The organism is Pseudoalteromonas sp. BSi20311, from assembly GCF_000239875.1.
GTDB lineage: Bacteria > Pseudomonadota > Gammaproteobacteria > Enterobacterales > Alteromonadaceae > Pseudoalteromonas.
Genome location: NZ_BADU01000068.1, coordinates 1 through 15,999, shown reverse-complemented (window position 1 = coordinate 15,999; position 15,999 = coordinate 1). Strand labels below are relative to the sequence as shown.

Genomic DNA, 15,999 nt, shown 5'->3' with positions numbered 1-15,999 from the left:
GCTCTGTTTCTCGCTCATATTTAAATAAGCGGTAGTTCATTAGCTGCTCGCTATTGAGTGTTTTTGGGTCAATGTTGGCTAAGCTTTTTAGTACGCTGTTGTTGTAAGCTTGGCGCTTAGCAATGGCTTGTTCACTCCAATTTGGCAATGTGCCGTTTGGTTTCCAACCGTCTGGATCGGTTCTAAAAAATATTTTTTCAGCTTTGGCGTTTTGCCAGTGATTATCAATAATGGTTTTTAAATCGCTGTTACTGTCGGCTAAGCTTGGCAGCGAGGTGGCTGCTAAGGCAATAGCTAAGATTGTTTTTTTTAGCATGTTGAATTTCACTTTTTAAAATTTTAATTATTATTTATGTGCGCTGATTTTATGATAATAACAAGTTCACTCAATTAATGCGTTGGTTTTTAACAACAGCCTAGCTTATTGTTTTACTGGTGTTTAAAATGAAAAAATAAAACATACTGTAGTAGCCATGTTTAATAATGTAATTTCGTTAATCGATCCGGCGAATAGCCAACACCCATATATTTATTGAGCTTTACTTGTTTAGCTTTGCAGGTTCAAAACCTGATTATGATGAAGAAAAATGGATTGGGATTATTCGCCACACGTGACAAAAAATGCCAGATGATGCACATGAGTTTGTATTGGCAGGTCACACTACATTGCTACCACCATTAATTGGCCTGATACACAAAGCATTAGAATAACTATTTAACTTTAGGTATTAAAATAAAAAGGATTTTTGAAAATGTTGTGCCCTCGTACAAATACACCATTGGAGCCTATATTAGTTGGCGGCATCACTGTTTATACATCGTTTTTAGGCGGCGTATTTTTTGATAATAGCCAAATTTTTAAATTTAGCTCGCCGGAGTTAAAGCATGGTCAGGTTTTACTTAAGTATTTGAGTAATTATGCCGAGGGTGAATACGATGTATCGCTACGAATTAATTGCCCAAAGTGCAAAAAAGTTGTGATGATGCGCCGGTTTTTTTCACCGCTCAAAGTGGTTGAAATAGATGAGTGCCCAAGCTGTGCAGGAATATGGCTTGATAGTGGCGAATTAAGCAAAATACACGAAAATCATCTAACACCCAAAGAGCGTAAGTTATTAGCTAATGAGATGGCAACAAACCATGGTTTCATATCTATTAAAACGCCAAAATCGAAATATTATCCTAAAGCGCCTAAAAACGTTCAAGGCACTACAGTTGAACGGCTGGTGCAATTGGCATTACTTAATTTTGAATCATAAAAAACGGCGTCCTATAAAGTACGCCGTTTTTTTCAATTGACTAAATTAAAGCCATTACGATTTATTGCGGTTTTCTTTACTAAACGCGCGAATTTTACGTTTTTGCGACAGCGTTACTTTATTCGTACGCCCTGCAAATGGGTTATCACCTTCTCTAAATTCAATTTTGATTGGCGTACCCATAATCTTAAGTGCTTTACGGTAGTAGTTCATTAAGTAGCGTTTGTAGCTATCAGGTAAGTCATGTACTTGGTTACCATGAATAACGATACGTGGCGGGTTGTAGCCCCCAGCATGCGCATACTTAAGCTTTACACGACGTCCACGAACAAGTGGTGGCTGGTGATCCGCTTGTGCCATATCCATAATACGACGTAACATAGCAGTACTAATTCGCTTAGTTGCCGACTCATACGCTTCGTCAACTGATTCAAATAAATGACCAACACCGGTACCATGCAGAGCAGAGATAAAGTGTAGGCGGGCAAAATCAATAAAGCCTAAACGACGATCAAGTTCAGTCTTAATACGGTCTTTAACGTAATTATCTAGACCATCCCACTTATTCACGGCAATAACCAATGAGCGCCCTGAGTTAAGCGCAAAACCTAACAGGCTTAAGTCTTGATCAGAAATACCATCACGGGCATCAACCACTAATAACACCACATTACAATCTTCGATTGCTTGAAGTGTTTTAATGACTGAGAACTTCTCAACCACGTCACTTACTTTTTTACGCTTACGCACACCGGCGGTATCGATAAGAATATATTCTTTGTCGTTACGGGTCATCGGAATGTAAATTGAGTCGCGGGTTGTACCTGGCATATCGTATACAATAACGCGATCTTCACCTAGTATACGGTTAGTAAGGGTTGACTTACCAACATTTGGGCGACCAATAATCGCCAGCTTTACCGGCTTGTCGGCAAACGCTTGGTGATCGGTGTCATCTTCTTCACCTTCTTGATATAAGTCGATAAGTTCTTCATCGTCATCGGCTACATCTTCATCAAGTGCAGCAAGTTCAGCAATAACAGGCTGAAGTGTTTTTTCAAGTAGTAAAGTGATGCCACGGCCATGTGCGGCAGCGATATGATGAACTTCACCAAGTGAAAGTTGATAAAACTCAGCACAGTTTGAGTCGGCATCAATGCCGTCTGTTTTATTGGCAACAACAAAGCTTTTCTTTTCTTGCTTACGTAAGTGGTTAGCAATAGCTTGGTCAGCCACAGTCATACCCACGCGAGCATCAACTAAAAATAAAACAATATCCGCTTCTTCAATGGCTAGTAATGACTGATCAGCCATTTCGGTTTCGATACCTTCTTCTGAGCCATCAATACCGCCCGTATCTACCACGATAAATTCAAAGCCATCGTAATTTGCTTGGCCATATTTTCTATCACGCGTTAAGCCAGGAAAGTCGGCAACGAGTGCATCACGAGTACGTGTTAAACGGTTAAATAATGTGGATTTGCCCACATTGGGTCGCCCTACAAGAGCGATCACGGGAAGCATAAACTACCTCTTTAAAAAACAACAAAAGGCTTCGCAGTGCGAAGCCTTACAAAAAATAATTAACTATTAGTGCCTTACACTAATAGTAGACAGTTAGTTCGGTATTTTTACCGCGCTAACTTCACCATCGCGGGTGTATAAAATCAATTTATCGTCAGCGACAACGGGCTCAACAAAAAAACCTGAGCTGTCAAAGTCTTCACGAGATACTAGCTCGCCAGTGTCTTTATTTAACCAATGCAAATTGCCTTCTTGGTCACCTAACGCTAAATAATTACCGGCAATCGCTGGACCTGTTAAGTACCAGCCACGTAGAGCGGGTTGGCTCCAGCGTTCAATGCCCGAATCTTTATCAAGTGCATAAACAACGCCGTTACTATCAACAACGTAAATTGTTTGCAAATCCATGCTAATTTCACGGTAGCTGCTGTATTCACGTTTCCATACAACATTACCTGAACGAATATCTACTGCTGATAAGTTACCATTGTATGCAATAGCATAAGCAAATGGACCGCTAATAATAGGCTGCGTGTCTACATCAACTAAACGTTCAAACTCTGATGCGCCTTTTGGCACTGCAATTTCTGCACTCCATGCCGAGTAGCCGCTCTCAGAAATTAAAACACTTAACTTACCTGTTTCTAAGCCTAGTAACACCCCACCGTTAGCCACAGTAGGTGAACTTTGACCGCGTAAAGTTAGCGGTGGCACTTCTTGCTCAAAGCTCCAGCGCTCTTCACCAGTATCTGGGTGAAGCGCAAGTAACTTACCTGAAGCTAAATTTACAAAAATTAAGCCATCACCTGCAGCGGGTTTAGAGAGTGATTCGCCAGGTACTTTTTTACGCCAAACTTCTTTACCAGTCTCACGGTCAAGCGCAATCACGTAACCATGTTCAGAGCCTAAATAGATTTTACCATAAGCTTGTAATATTCCGCCTGATAATTTTGCACTATCGTTATCGCTCCAAGGCCAAAACGATAAATCTTGGCGAACGTCGGTTTCCCATTGGGTATCGCCGTTGGCAAGTGATAAGGCTTCTACTTGGCCTTCACGGTTAGCAACGTACACTGTTTCTTTATAAACAGCGGGTGATAGGCGTGAAAAGTAATGCTCTACACCGCTACCAATTGACTCTTGCCATACCACATCAGTTTCAAATTGATTGGCTATTTCTGGAAGCACCAGTTCTTCTTCATCATCACTTGAAGAACACCCCATTAGGGTTGCCATACATAGGGCGAGCGTTGCTGTTGTTATTTTTCTCATGCCTAAAACCTTATGCCGCTGGGCTAGTTACTGCTAGGTCATCTAACTTAATTTGTAAAAGAGGATTACTCGTTAATCCACCGGCATCAACAGCAGCTTGGTAAGCTACGCGTGCTTGCTCTTTATTACCTTGCTGAGTGTAAATGTCACCTTTTAATTCAGCCACATTTGCGTTAAACGCTTCAGGAAGAGGAGCATTTAATGTGCTCAATGCATCATCGTATTGCTGTTGAGCAATTTGCACACGCGCTAAACGTGTTGTTGCAATGGCTCTAAGCTGGGCGTTATCAACGTTAGTTACAATCCAGCTTAGTTTTTCATTTGCTACATCTAGTTTTTGTGTATCTACTGCTTCTTTTGCAGCAACAAATGCCGCTAAAGTTGCGTACTGAGTGTCTTTGTTTTCACTCATAAATGCATCAGCAGACGCTAATACGCTGTCACTTTCAACAAGCTTAGTGTATGCATCAGATGCTTGCTCTGCAGTGGTAATTTGATTTTGGTTGTATGCTTTCCAGCCATATAAACCACCTAAACCTACAATAACGCCTAAGGCTAGTGAAAGGCCGTTTTCACGAAAAAAACGTTTAATTGCTTCTGCTTGTTGTTCTTCTGTTGAATAAATTTCCATGCTTACCTCTGTTAAAGCGCTTAACTACTTACGCTTTATATAATTTAGCTATTAATTAGTTCTGCAAGTAACGTTTTAGCTTGTTCTAATTCTAGTGTGACTTGTTCTTTACGCTCACGTAAATATTTAATAGTCACAACGCCTTGCTCTAATTCATCTTCACCGATAATGACTGCAACAAGAGCATCGCTTTTATCAGCACGTTTAAGTTGTTTTTTAAAGTTACCACCACCTGCGTGCACCATTACGCGTAATCCAGGGACGTCACGACGTAAGGTAGAAGCAATAATAGGGGCTTGAATACTGGCTTTATCGCCCATGGCTGCTAAATATACATCAGCACTACGGCGTATGTCACCTACACATTCAAGTGCTTGAAGTAGTAAAACCAGACGCTCTAAACCCATTGCGAACCCTACCGCAGGGGTTGATTTACCACCTAATTGCTCTACTAAACCATCATAACGACCACCGGCACACACTGTCCCTTGTGCGCCTAAGCTGTCGGTTACCCATTCAAATACTGTGCGGTTATAGTAATCTAAGCCACGTACCAGCTTTTCATTAACCGTGTATTTGACGCCTGCGGCATCTAATCGTTCACATAAATTTTCAAAATGTTCTTTTGATTCAGCATCTAAATGTTCAGATAGCTTTGGTGCATCGACTAAGATTGCCTGAATATCTGGGTTTTTAGTATCCAAAACGCGCAGTGGGTTAGAGTACATACGACGCTTTGAATCTTCATCTAGTACATCGGTATGTTGTTCTAAAAAGGCGATTAAGGCATCGCGGTACTGTGCACGTGCTTCGTTTGAACCTAATGAATTAAGCTCTAAACGCACATGGTCAGTAATGCCAAATGCTTCCCAAAGTTGCGCCGTGAGTAAAATAACTTCGGCGTCAATATCGGCACTGGCAATACCAAAGGTCTCTAAACCAAATTGGTGAAATTGACGGTAGCGACCTTTTTGTGGTCGTTCATGGCGAAACATTGGACCCATGTACCAAAGGCGTTGTTCTTGATTGTATAACAGGCCATTTTCGTTACCTGCACGTACACACACTGCAGTGCCTTCTGGGCGCAGAGTTAAATTATCGCCGTTACGATCGGCAAAGGTGTACATTTCTTTTTCAACTATATCGGTCACTTCACCAATAGAGCGTTTAAATAGGTCGGTTGATTCTACAATTGGAAAACGAATTTCTTGATAACCAAACGATGATACGGTCTCGCGTAAAATGTGTTCTACTTTCTGCCAAACTTGCGTATCGCCTGGCAGGCAATCGTTCATACCGCGAACTGCCTGAATTTGTTTTGCCACTGATAAATCCTAAATCTGTTTATGTGCAGCTCTGGGCTGCAACCACGTAAAACTAAAAAATCGACCCTGCATTATAACCTTAACTATAAGGTAATTGCGAGTGTAGCGGGGTGTACGTAATTTATACTACGCTGTGAGTGCCGCGACTAAAAAAGGTCAATTAAATACATAATGCTGCAACAACACATCACTCTACGATTTTTATATCAATAGGTGTTTGTTGTTGCTTCTGTTCAATGAAGTCGCGTACATAGCCTTCGAGTTGATCAACAATATTGTTGTTATCAATGCGTGCTTTTTGTCGCTCACCATTAATGTATAAACCTGAGCGACGGTTTGCGCCGGCAAGGCCTATATCACTAACCAATGCTTCGCCTGGCCCGTTAACCACACAGCCAATGACTGACACTGAAACTGGCTCAATAATATCTTCTAAGCGCTCTTCAAGTTGATTCATGGTGCTCACTACATCAAACTCTTGGCGTGAACAGCTAGGGCAGGCAATAAAATTAATGCCGCGAGAGCGAATACGCAATGATTTTAATATATCAAAGCCTACTTTTATTTCTTGTACCGGATCCGCTGCTAGTGATACACGCAGTGTGTCACCAATACCTTCAGCCAATAGCATGCCTAAACCAACGGCTGATTTAACTGAACCAGAGCGCATGCCGCCTGCTTCGGTAATACCTAAATGCAGTGGCTGGTCAATTTCTTTTGCAAGTAGACGATACGCTCCTACCGCTAAAAATACGTCTGACGCTTTCACCGAAATTTTAAATTGGTCAAAGTCTAAGCGACGTAATATATCTACATGGCGCATAGCCGATTCAAGTAAGGCTTCAGGTGTTGGCTCGCCGTATTTTTCTTGTAGGTCGCGCTCAAGTGATCCACCATTTACGCCAATACGAATTGGAATGTTGTGCTCTCGAGCTGAGTCGACAACCGCTCTAATACGCTCTTCACTGCCAATGTTTCCTGGGTTAATACGTAAACAATCAACGCCATACTTTGCTACTTTTAATGCAATGCGGTAGTCAAAGTGAATATCAGCAACCAGCGGTATCGATACCTGCTCTTTAATACTTTTAAATGCTTCAGCGGCATCCATAGTTGGAACAGATACACGGACTATGTCAGCACCGGCATCTTGAATTGCTTGAATTTGAGCTACAGTGGCATCAATGTCCATTGTGTCTGTGTTAGTCATTGACTGCACGGCAATTGGTGCACCATCACCAATTGGAACATTACCCACGTTAATACGGGTGGATTTTCTGCGTTTTATAGGAGATTCTGAAAACATAGCGACTACTCTGCTAAGGGTAATTTAAATTTAGCTAAACGGTTTTTAGGAAAAGCCGAAATATCAACTGGCTCACCATTTAGGGTAATACTTACAACATCATGCTTGCCTAAAACCACTGAAAAAGGCGCTACACCAGTTAAGGTCATTTCGTAGCCTGCTTTTTTTACACCAAATGCAATTTTTTCATCGTTGGCATCGTGAATTTCTACCCAGCTCTCGTCATTAAACATCATAAAAATAGTGCTTAAATCAGTGTTTGTTGGCTCGCTCGGGCTTTGTGCGTCGTTTAGGGGAGCAGCCTGAATAGTTTGTTGCTCATTTTGTAATGCTGAATTTGTTTGTTGCGCAGGCTCAACATCATCTAATTGCACTTCATCAGCCGCTTCAGCAAGTCGTTTTGTATTTTCTTGTTGCTGAGTAATAAATGAATTATTAGCATTAATAGTGTTAGTTTGTTCATCAATAGGCGTTGCATTTTGCCACCACCATACAGCTGATGAGCCAATAACAATGGCTAGTATTAAATAGCTTACCGTCATCAGTCGACTGTCATGCGCTTCTTTTTCTGTACGTCTTGAAAAGCTTTGCATATCTACTGGCTTATCTGATGTGCTAAAAGCAGGCAGCATGGCTAAAATAGCGGTGCTATCAATGTTTAGTGTGCGACAGTAATTTTTTATATAGCCTTTAACAAATGTTTTTGCGCCCAGTAAATGATATTCATCGTTTTCAATATGCTGAACTTGTGATTCAGTTAATTTTAATAACGAGGCAATCTTAGCAAGGCTAATATTTGCATTTTCTCTATGTGTTTTTAGTATTTGACCTACAGAGGGTTCATCGCTCTGCGGTTGTGTATTATCTTCATTCATAATGTGTATCAGTTTGGATCCACTAGTAAAAGTTTATGTTTTAGCTTAACAACAAGAGTAAGACTGCGTTTTTATTTTTAGTTAATTCTTGTTGCTAAGGCGCATTAAAAAAGGTACTACATGCAATACTATAATAACTTTGTGGCGTTTAGCTAAAGCTTATCTGTTTTTAAGTGCTTTAATACACCTTATCCGTAGCAGTTTAGCATTTTATCACACTGAAATGCTAAATTGCTTTACCCTAAAACACGCATTTACGCGTCACCCTTTACGCTATATTTTTGTTTACAGTTAAAGGGGGTTAATCATCTTGCGTATTTGTTTTAGTTTGCTCAATTGACGCTTCGCTATTTGAAGCCTGCACGGGGCTCTTTTTACGAATAACCTTTATTTTTGGCTCAGCAATAATTTGATTGGATTGACTGCCTTCTTGCAATTCATCTAGCTGTGCTTGGCGGTATTTTTCACGCAGTACTTCAAATTCTGTTTGTCTTAACTGGTTATCGCGAATTGCGTTAGCTTGCATACTACTCGGATAAGTTTGTAATAAAGTTGCCGCAATTTTTTCTGCTTCTTCAATTCTGCCCATACGCTGTTTAACTAAATAACCAAGCAACAAGGCGCGAGAAGAAACTTGCGCGGTGTCGTCATAACGTTTTATTAAGTTACTGGCTTTGTATAAGTCACTTTTTGCATAATATAAAGCGGCTAAACTTATTAATGTAGACGCGCGTTGTGAGCTATGGTTTAGCGCCTGCTGAAAATAGCTTTCGGCGTTAGTGAAATCGTTAAACTCAATGGCGCATAGGGCTAAATTTTCATAGCTTTGTGCTACACGAATATAACTGGGTATTTCAATCGCTTTTAAAAATTGATCGGTGGCGCGATCATACTGATTAATGCTGCACAAAAACGTGCCATAGTTATTCAAGGTGTTAGGATCGTTTGGCTTAATAGCCAGTGCTTTTTGATAGGCTTTGTCGGCCAATCCATTTTCGCCAACTTGTTGATAATAGTATGCTAAAGAGTAGTGTACTTCGGGTAAGTTAGGAGCGTACTCATTAGCACGTTCTAAGTTATATTTTGCTTGAGAGTTATTACCTGTACTTAAATACTGTAACGCCAACGCAATGCGCGTGCGAGCAGCACCATCGTTATTAATTTTATTTTCGAGAACTGGTTTATCGCTGCCGTTGTAACTATTTTCAGTAACACAACCGCTCAAAAACAGTGTTGATAGTGCTAACGTAAGTAAAGATCGCATTACTTTGTCTCTTTATTTATATCCATAACCTCTATCTTACCTCAAAGCCTTTGTGTTGCATCATTTATTTAAAAATAAACGACATATCACAAAGGCTTCTGATTACTCAGCAAATATTAAGCTTGATGAATATTCACTGCAATCGCGTTTTCATCGCGCATTTTCTTTTTAGCCATACGCTTAGTACGGTCTACAACATCGCCAGCTAACTGACCACATGCAGCATCAATGTCATCCCCGCGAGTACGACGAACAATACAGGTAATACCCGCAGCTTGTAATACTTTAGAGAAACGGTCAATTCGACTGTTACTTGAACGGGTATATTCATTACCTGGGAATGGGTTAAACGGAATAAGGTTTACCTTAGATGGCGTACCTTTTAGCGTTTTAACAAGTTCATGAGCCTGATCGGTACTATCGTTAACGCCGTTAAGCATTACATATTCAATTGTCACATCTTTATTGGCTTTTGAACCGTCAATGTAACGACGACAGGCCGCTAAAAATTCTTCAATTGGATATTTTTTATTGATCGGTACTAAAATATCACGCAGGGCGTTATCTGGCGCATGCAGTGAAATTGCCAGCGCTACGTCTATTTTTTCTTTCAATAAATCAAGGGCAGGTACCACACCTGAAGTACTTAATGTGACGCGGCGCTTAGATAAACCAAAGCCCCAGTCATCCATCATCAGTTCCATTGCTGGGACTACGTTTTTAACATTAAGTAGCGGCTCGCCCATACCCATCATCACAACGTTAGTGACAGGGCGCTTTTCGCTGTTGCCATCAAGGCCAATATCTTTGGCTACACGCCATACTTGTCCGATAATTTCAGATACTTTTAAGTTACGGTTAAAGCCTTGTTGTGCCGTTGAGCAAAAAGTACATTCCAGTGCACAGCCCACTTGAGATGATACACATAACGTGGCGCGATCTTTTTCTGGGATCCACACGGCTTCAACTTCTTGGCCGCCTTCTAGTACTAATGCATATTTAATAGTACCGTCGCTGGCTTGCTGGCGAACTGAAATTTCGGGCGCAACAATTTCGCACTCATTTTTAAGCTTTTCTTTGAGTTTTTTGTTTACGTTGCTCATTTCGTCGAAATTATCTACGCCGAAATGATAAATCCATTTCATCACCTGATCGCCACGAAATGGCTTTTCACCGAATGATACGAATAGCTCTCGCATTGCATCTCGGTTTAAATCTAATAAATTAATCTTTTTTTGCTCGGTCATGTAACAACCTCAATCGGTGGCGGTGATGGTAAAAATTTACAAGGGAGAATTGTACACAATTTACCCACTATAATCATTAAGTAAAACATCATAAATAAACGGTTAATACTTTACGTAATGACTAAAAAAGGGCTCGAAAGCCCTTTTCATACTTTGCATCACAGGGTTAGCTGTGAACTCGAATTAACGAGTACGTGGGCAAAGTTCTTCGTCAGCGAAGAAGTACGCGATTTCGCGAGCAGCAGATTCAACAGCGTCAGAACCGTGAACCGCATTTTCGTCGATGCTATCAGCGTAGTCTGCACGTAAAGTGCCAGCTAGTGCTTCAGCAGGGTTAGTAGCACCCATGATTTCACGGTTTTTAAGAACAGCGTTTTCGCCTTCAAGAACGGTAACCATTACTGGGCCAGATGTCATGAAAGATACTAAAGCGCCAAAGAAAGGACGTTCGCTGTGTTCAGCGTAGAAACCTTCAGCTTTCTCTTGTGAAAGGTGAACCATTTTAGCTGCAACGATTTTAAGACCCGCAGTTTCGAAACGGTTGTAGATAGCGCCGATGTGGTTTTTAGCAACTGCATCAGGTTTTACGATTGAAAAAGTACGCTCTAAAGCCATCTTTGTGCTCCAATAATTTAAATAAAAGGTTGAATATTAACGGGCGCGAATTATACGCGTTTTAGTCGAAAAAACCTAATTTATTCTACTTTGCTGTCCTTTTTAATTTATCAAGCCTCTATTTATGAACCAAAAACGATATTTTTACGTTCATTTACTTTTATAAACTTGCGCTATACTCTGATTTACATCGTTTAAAGTCTCATTTTTCATAAATGCGTATAGACCCCGAAAGTATGCTGTAAGCATGCAAATACTAAGGTAACAATATGTTTTTTAACCAATCTTTAAAAAATCAAATAGCTGATTTACAAAGTAAGCTTTCTGTAAGGGAGCAGGTTAAACAAAGTTTAGACAGTGAAATGCTGGTATTAGAGCTTGATAAGCAAGGTGCTATTTTAAGACAAAATAAAAACTTTGAACGAGAGTTTAACTACTCGAATAACCAAATAATTAATAAAAATATTTTAGACTTCATTGCTGAAAATGCTAGAAATAACGCCGATTTCCATGCTTTTAAAAAAGCGATAAGTAAAGCTCAGCATTATGCGGGCGCCATTCAAGTATCCCACCAAAACGGCCAACGAGATTGGTTACGCTGCATTTTACACCCAATAAAAAATGAGCAAGGTCAGCTTGAGTATTTGACTATGCACTGTACTGTGCTGACACAAATAATTGAAAGCTCAAGAGAGAATGAAGATTTAATAAAAGCATTGCACCGCTCTACGGCGGTGATTGAATTTGACACCCAAGGTATGGTGCTGCGTGTTAACGACAACTTCTTAAAAAGTATGGGCTATTCAAAGCAAGAAGTAATAGGTAAGCACCATGGAATGTTTTGTGATGAGCAAGAAGCCAGCAGTAAAGAATATCAAGCATTTTGGCAACGATTGCGTAATGGCGAGTTTATTGCGAGCAGATTTAAGCGAATTGATAAACACGGTCATTCAGTATGGTTAGAAGCGTCGTATAATCCGATTTTTAATGAAGCTAATGAGCTTTACAAAGTAGTTAAATTTGCCACGGTGATCACCGACCAGGTAGAAAGAGAGCTGGCTATAGAGCAAGCGGCGAGTATTGCCCATGGAACCTCTATCGAAACCGATAATAACGCGGATAAAGGCGCGGAGGTGGTACAAAAAACAGTTCAAGTTATGAATGAGTTGTCGGTACAAATGGAGCAAGCGGGTAAAGAAATTTCAGCATTAGATAAACAATCGCAACTTATTGCCAGCATAGTGCAAAGTATCAGCAGCATTGCTGATCAAACGAATTTGCTAGCACTCAATGCTGCCATTGAAGCTGCAAGAGCAGGTGAGCAAGGCCGAGGTTTTGCTGTAGTTGCTGATGAGGTGCGTTTACTTGCTTCAAGAACCAGTAAAGCAACTGAAGAGATTGTGGATGTTGTACAGCAAAACCAAAATTTAACCCAATCAACGGTGGCTGTAATAGAGCAAGGCAAACACAAAGCTCAGCAAGGATTAGATCTTTCTAACGAGTCAGGCCATGTGATGAATGATATTAAAAAAGGCGCACAACAAGTTGTTGATGCGGTTAGCCAATTTTCTAATCAATTAAGTAGTAAAAAATAACTTAAATTTGCTGCTCTTCATTTTTAGCACAGAAGAGAAATTTTGATGATCTTGATCAAAGTTTCTCTTTTGACCACTCATTATACTTGCGCGCTTTATTTCCCTTAATTATTCATGCAACCGGCTTGAACCCGGTTCGATGTATGGAGCGCACATGTCCTTAGCTGTTACTTCTTCAACCCCGTTTATTCCTGAACTACTTTGCCCAGCAGGTAGCTTAAAAAATATGCGTTATGCCTTTGCTTATGGTGCCGACGCTGTATATGCCGGCCAACCTCGTTACAGTTTAAGGGTTCGCAATAACGAATTTGATTTAGATACATTACAAATAGGGATTAACGAAGCACATGCGCTAAATAAAAAGTTTTATGTAGTGTCGAATATTGCCCCGCATAACGCAAAAGTTAAGTCGTATTTACGAGATATAGAGCCAGTAATTGCTATGAAACCTGATGCATTGATCATGTCCGATCCGGGTTTAATAATGCTAGTACGTGAAAAGTGGCCTGATATGCCAATTCATTTGTCGGTTCAAGCCAATGCAGTTAATTTTGCAAGCGTGAATTTTTGGGCCAAGCAGGGGATTGAACGGGTAATTTTATCTCGTGAGTTATCGCTTGAAGAAATAAGTGAAATTCGCTCTCTATGCCCAGAAACAGAGCTAGAAGTATTCGTTCATGGTGCTCTGTGTATGGCCTATTCAGGGCGCTGTTTACTCTCAGGCTATATTAATAAGCGCGATCCTAACCAAGGCACGTGCACTAATGCGTGTCGTTGGGAATACGATGTTAAACCTGGCACTGAGAACGAAACCGGTGAAATGGTACATAAAATCGATCCTAAAACGGTTATACCTACGTTAGGTGAAGGCGCGCCAAGTAACGATGTATTTATGCTAGAAGAGCAAGGCCGCCCAGGTGAATATATGCCCGCATTTGAAGACGAGCATGGTACTTATATCATGAACTCAAAAGACTTACGCGCCGTGCAATACGTAGAGCAGTTAACAAAAATGGGGGTGCATAGCTTAAAAATAGAAGGGCGTACTAAGTCATTTTATTATGTTGCGCGTACCGCTCAGGTGTATCGTAAAGCGATTGACGATGCCGTCGCAGGTAAACCATTTGATGCTGATTTATTCAAAACTCTTGAGAACCTAGCACACCGTGGTTACACCGAAGGTTTTTTAAAACGCCATGCTCATCAAGATTATCAAAACTACGAATACGGCCATTCAGTTTCTACCAAGCAGCAATTTGTAGGTGAAGTACTTGGTCGTAATGTTAATGGTTTAGTTGAAATAGATGTAAAAAATAAATTTTGTGTTGGTCATTCATTAGAGCTAATGACGGCAAAAGGCAATATTAGCTTTACCCTTGAGAGTATGGAAAACAAAAAAGGCGAAAGTATTACTGATGCTAAAGGCTCTGGCCATATCGTAAAAATTCCACTGCCTGACACTATCGATTTAGAGCACGCCATACTGATGCGCAATTTTGATGAAAACCAAGATACCCGCAATCCGTTTAAAAAAGCCGTGGTTAGTGGTTAAATCATGGCTTTACTCATAAATAGTAAATGCATTAACTGTGATATGTGCGATCCAGAGTGCCCAAATGAAGCAATTTATATGGGCGCTAAAATTTACCAAATAGACCCTGAAAAATGCACCGAATGTGTAGGCCATTACGACAAGCCAACGTGCGTCAGTGTATGCCCCATTGACTGCATAAAGCCCGATCCTAATCATCGCGAAACTATAGATGAATTGGCAGAGAAATATGTGAGGTTGATGGGTTAAATAAAAGCGCGGTTTAAAAGCGAGAGGGCCGCCTCTCGCTTTTTAGTTTTTTTAAATGTGGTTATTTCAAGCTTCAAAAAACATAAGGTGAAATGCACTAGCTAATTTACATAAATAGCTAAATACGCAAGTAGAGATTGAATTTATAGTCAGTAATGCAATTCTATAAGTTGTATTAAGAAGCAATATCTCTGAGTTTATCTAGTTCATCTACACGTAGGTTTAACGACATCACTAAATTTAAGATTAATTTTTCAGGAGTTAAATCTTCACGTTTAAATGCGGAGTCTATTAATTGCTCAGTTGTTGCGTGTAGAGTTAAATTTTTAGCTAAGCCATAAACTTCTTCAAGATCTAATTCATCGGCTTTAGGGGAAGTCACCTCAACATAAGATTTTTTCTTAGTTTTTTGTTTAGCTAAAATTTCGTCAATTTGCTTTTGATGATTTAAAGTTTCTTGATCCAGCTCTTCCTTCAAACGGTCCGTTTTATTTTTAACTGTGTTTTTCAGTATTTTTTTGGCTTGCTGTGCAGCATCATAGGAGTCATCAATAATAGTACTCATCCTAGTTTGAGGTGCATAAGTGTGCTGCAAACTAAAGGAGACATTATAAACGTCATCACCTAAAACTCTATTAGTCCACCCTTTAAGTGTTTCATTTTCATCTATTGGGCCTGGTACATTAGTTCTAGCAATATTCCCTTCAAAGTCGACAATAACACCGTACACTTCCATAATTCTGCGGCAATAATTATGTTTATTCATTTTAATTCCTTATTTACAACCCAAATATTGGTGAGGTTTTTTGTATCCATCATTTCGTTAATTTCAATTAGCTTTAGATAAGCTTTACTCTTACTCTTTTTTTGTTCTGGTTTAGCAAGTTTTGAATTTGCCATTGTAACGGGGGTTACGTTTATATAGTGGAAGCTATCCAAGCGGTTAAGTACTTTATTTAAAGCATCGGTAGAAATTGAAGTTTTAAATAACGCAGATAATTGGTCGGCAAGAGGGGTGGGGTCTATTTCTCTCTCAAATCCATCATTAAAAATAATATCCTCCCCGAATTCACCATAATTTTCGAGGTCTAACTCTTTAGAGGTACATAGATATACCATGCCTTCCCCATTGTGACGCCATTCAAGTATTTCAAATAAGGCTAAGGCTATTTTAATATCAAGTGGTTGTAAGTTAGGGTTAGAGATAACATTTAAAGCAAAATGTTCGTCTCCTTCGGGGGCTTTATCAAATGCAAATTCATCGCCATTGTTATTTTTAGTAGAG

General features: G+C 40.0%; 14 protein-coding genes and 2 pseudogenes. 4 read left to right on the top strand and 12 right to left on the bottom strand.

The window, feature by feature from the left end; translation table 11 throughout:
- A pseudogene (locus tag P20311_RS07570) lies at window positions 1-316 on the bottom strand (DUF885 domain-containing protein); the annotation flags it as partial.
- Window positions 317-752: 436 nt separating this feature from the next.
- Between P20311_RS07570 and P20311_RS07565 the strand changes: the two are divergent.
- Window positions 753-1,259 carry a zf-TFIIB domain-containing protein gene (locus P20311_RS07565; protein WP_008111358.1) on the top strand — a complete coding sequence of 169 codons (507 nt, stop codon included), beginning with the start codon at window positions 753-755 and terminating at the stop codon, window positions 1,257-1,259.
- Between the two features lie 54 nt (window positions 1,260-1,313).
- On the opposite strand, the gene der is transcribed toward P20311_RS07565, so the two are convergent.
- The 9 genes and pseudogenes from der to ndk all read right to left on the bottom strand — a co-directional run bounded on the left by der (window position 1,314) and on the right by ndk (window position 11,318).
- Window positions 1,314-2,783 (bottom strand): ribosome biogenesis GTPase Der, encoded by a 1,470-nt coding sequence (gene der, locus P20311_RS07560; RefSeq protein WP_008111356.1) that lies wholly within the window; start codon window positions 2,781-2,783, stop codon window positions 1,314-1,316.
- Window positions 2,784-2,876: 93 nt separating this feature from the next.
- On the bottom strand, window positions 2,877-4,055 hold the full coding sequence (gene bamB / locus P20311_RS07555) for an outer membrane protein assembly factor BamB (RefSeq protein ID WP_008111354.1): 1,179 nt from the start codon (window positions 4,053-4,055) through the stop codon (window positions 2,877-2,879).
- Window positions 4,056-4,065: 10 nt separating this feature from the next.
- Window positions 4,066-4,686 (bottom strand): tetratricopeptide repeat protein, encoded by a 621-nt coding sequence (locus tag P20311_RS07550; RefSeq protein WP_008111352.1) that lies wholly within the window; start codon window positions 4,684-4,686, stop codon window positions 4,066-4,068.
- Window positions 4,687-4,730: 44 nt separating this feature from the next.
- Window positions 4,731-6,011 carry a histidine--tRNA ligase gene (hisS, locus tag P20311_RS07545; protein ID WP_008111350.1) on the bottom strand — a complete coding sequence of 427 codons (1,281 nt, stop codon included), beginning with the start codon at window positions 6,009-6,011 and terminating at the stop codon, window positions 4,731-4,733.
- Between the two features lie 187 nt (window positions 6,012-6,198).
- Window positions 6,199-7,317, bottom strand: coding sequence for a flavodoxin-dependent (E)-4-hydroxy-3-methylbut-2-enyl-diphosphate synthase (ispG, locus tag P20311_RS07540; protein WP_008111348.1), 1,119 nt, complete (start codon window positions 7,315-7,317; stop codon window positions 6,199-6,201).
- A 5-nt stretch (window positions 7,318-7,322) separates the two neighbouring features.
- Window positions 7,323-8,192, bottom strand: a complete 870-nt coding sequence (locus P20311_RS07535) for a RodZ domain-containing protein (protein WP_008111346.1) — start codon at window positions 8,190-8,192, stop codon at window positions 7,323-7,325.
- Window positions 8,193-8,508: 316 nt separating this feature from the next.
- Window positions 8,509-9,456 (bottom strand): annotated as a pseudogene (gene pilW / locus P20311_RS07530) (type IV pilus biogenesis/stability protein PilW); the annotation flags it as partial.
- Between the two features lie 116 nt (window positions 9,457-9,572).
- Window positions 9,573-10,703 (bottom strand): bifunctional tRNA (adenosine(37)-C2)-methyltransferase TrmG/ribosomal RNA large subunit methyltransferase RlmN, encoded by a 1,131-nt coding sequence (locus P20311_RS07525; RefSeq protein ID WP_008111342.1) that lies wholly within the window; start codon window positions 10,701-10,703, stop codon window positions 9,573-9,575.
- Window positions 10,704-10,886: 183 nt separating this feature from the next.
- Entirely contained in the window at window positions 10,887-11,318 is a 432-nt protein-coding gene (gene ndk, locus P20311_RS07520) for a nucleoside-diphosphate kinase (RefSeq protein ID WP_008111339.1), read from the bottom strand.
- A 269-nt stretch (window positions 11,319-11,587) separates the two neighbouring features.
- Here ndk and P20311_RS07515 point away from each other — a divergent pair, with 269 nt between their 5' ends.
- The 3 genes from P20311_RS07515 (at window position 11,588) to P20311_RS07505 (ending at window position 14,714) form a co-directional block, all read left to right on the top strand.
- On the top strand, window positions 11,588-12,913 hold the full coding sequence (locus P20311_RS07515; RefSeq protein WP_008111333.1) for a PAS domain-containing methyl-accepting chemotaxis protein: 1,326 nt from the start codon (window positions 11,588-11,590) through the stop codon (window positions 12,911-12,913).
- Between the two features lie 154 nt (window positions 12,914-13,067).
- Window positions 13,068-14,465, top strand: a complete 1,398-nt coding sequence (gene yegQ, locus P20311_RS07510) for a tRNA 5-hydroxyuridine modification protein YegQ (RefSeq protein WP_008111331.1) — start codon at window positions 13,068-13,070, stop codon at window positions 14,463-14,465.
- 3 nt (window positions 14,466-14,468) lie between these two features.
- On the top strand, window positions 14,469-14,714 hold the full coding sequence (locus P20311_RS07505) for a YfhL family 4Fe-4S dicluster ferredoxin (protein WP_036984963.1): 246 nt from the start codon (window positions 14,469-14,471) through the stop codon (window positions 14,712-14,714).
- Between the two features lie 175 nt (window positions 14,715-14,889).
- On the opposite strand, the gene P20311_RS07500 is transcribed toward P20311_RS07505, so the two are convergent.
- On the bottom strand, window positions 14,890-15,480 hold the full coding sequence (locus P20311_RS07500; RefSeq protein ID WP_008111328.1) for a hypothetical protein: 591 nt from the start codon (window positions 15,478-15,480) through the stop codon (window positions 14,890-14,892).
- A partial coding sequence (locus tag P20311_RS19045; RefSeq protein ID WP_036984961.1) for a hypothetical protein occupies window positions 15,477-15,999 on the bottom strand: 523 nt, incomplete at its 5' end. The genes P20311_RS07500 and P20311_RS19045, both read right to left, overlap by 4 nt.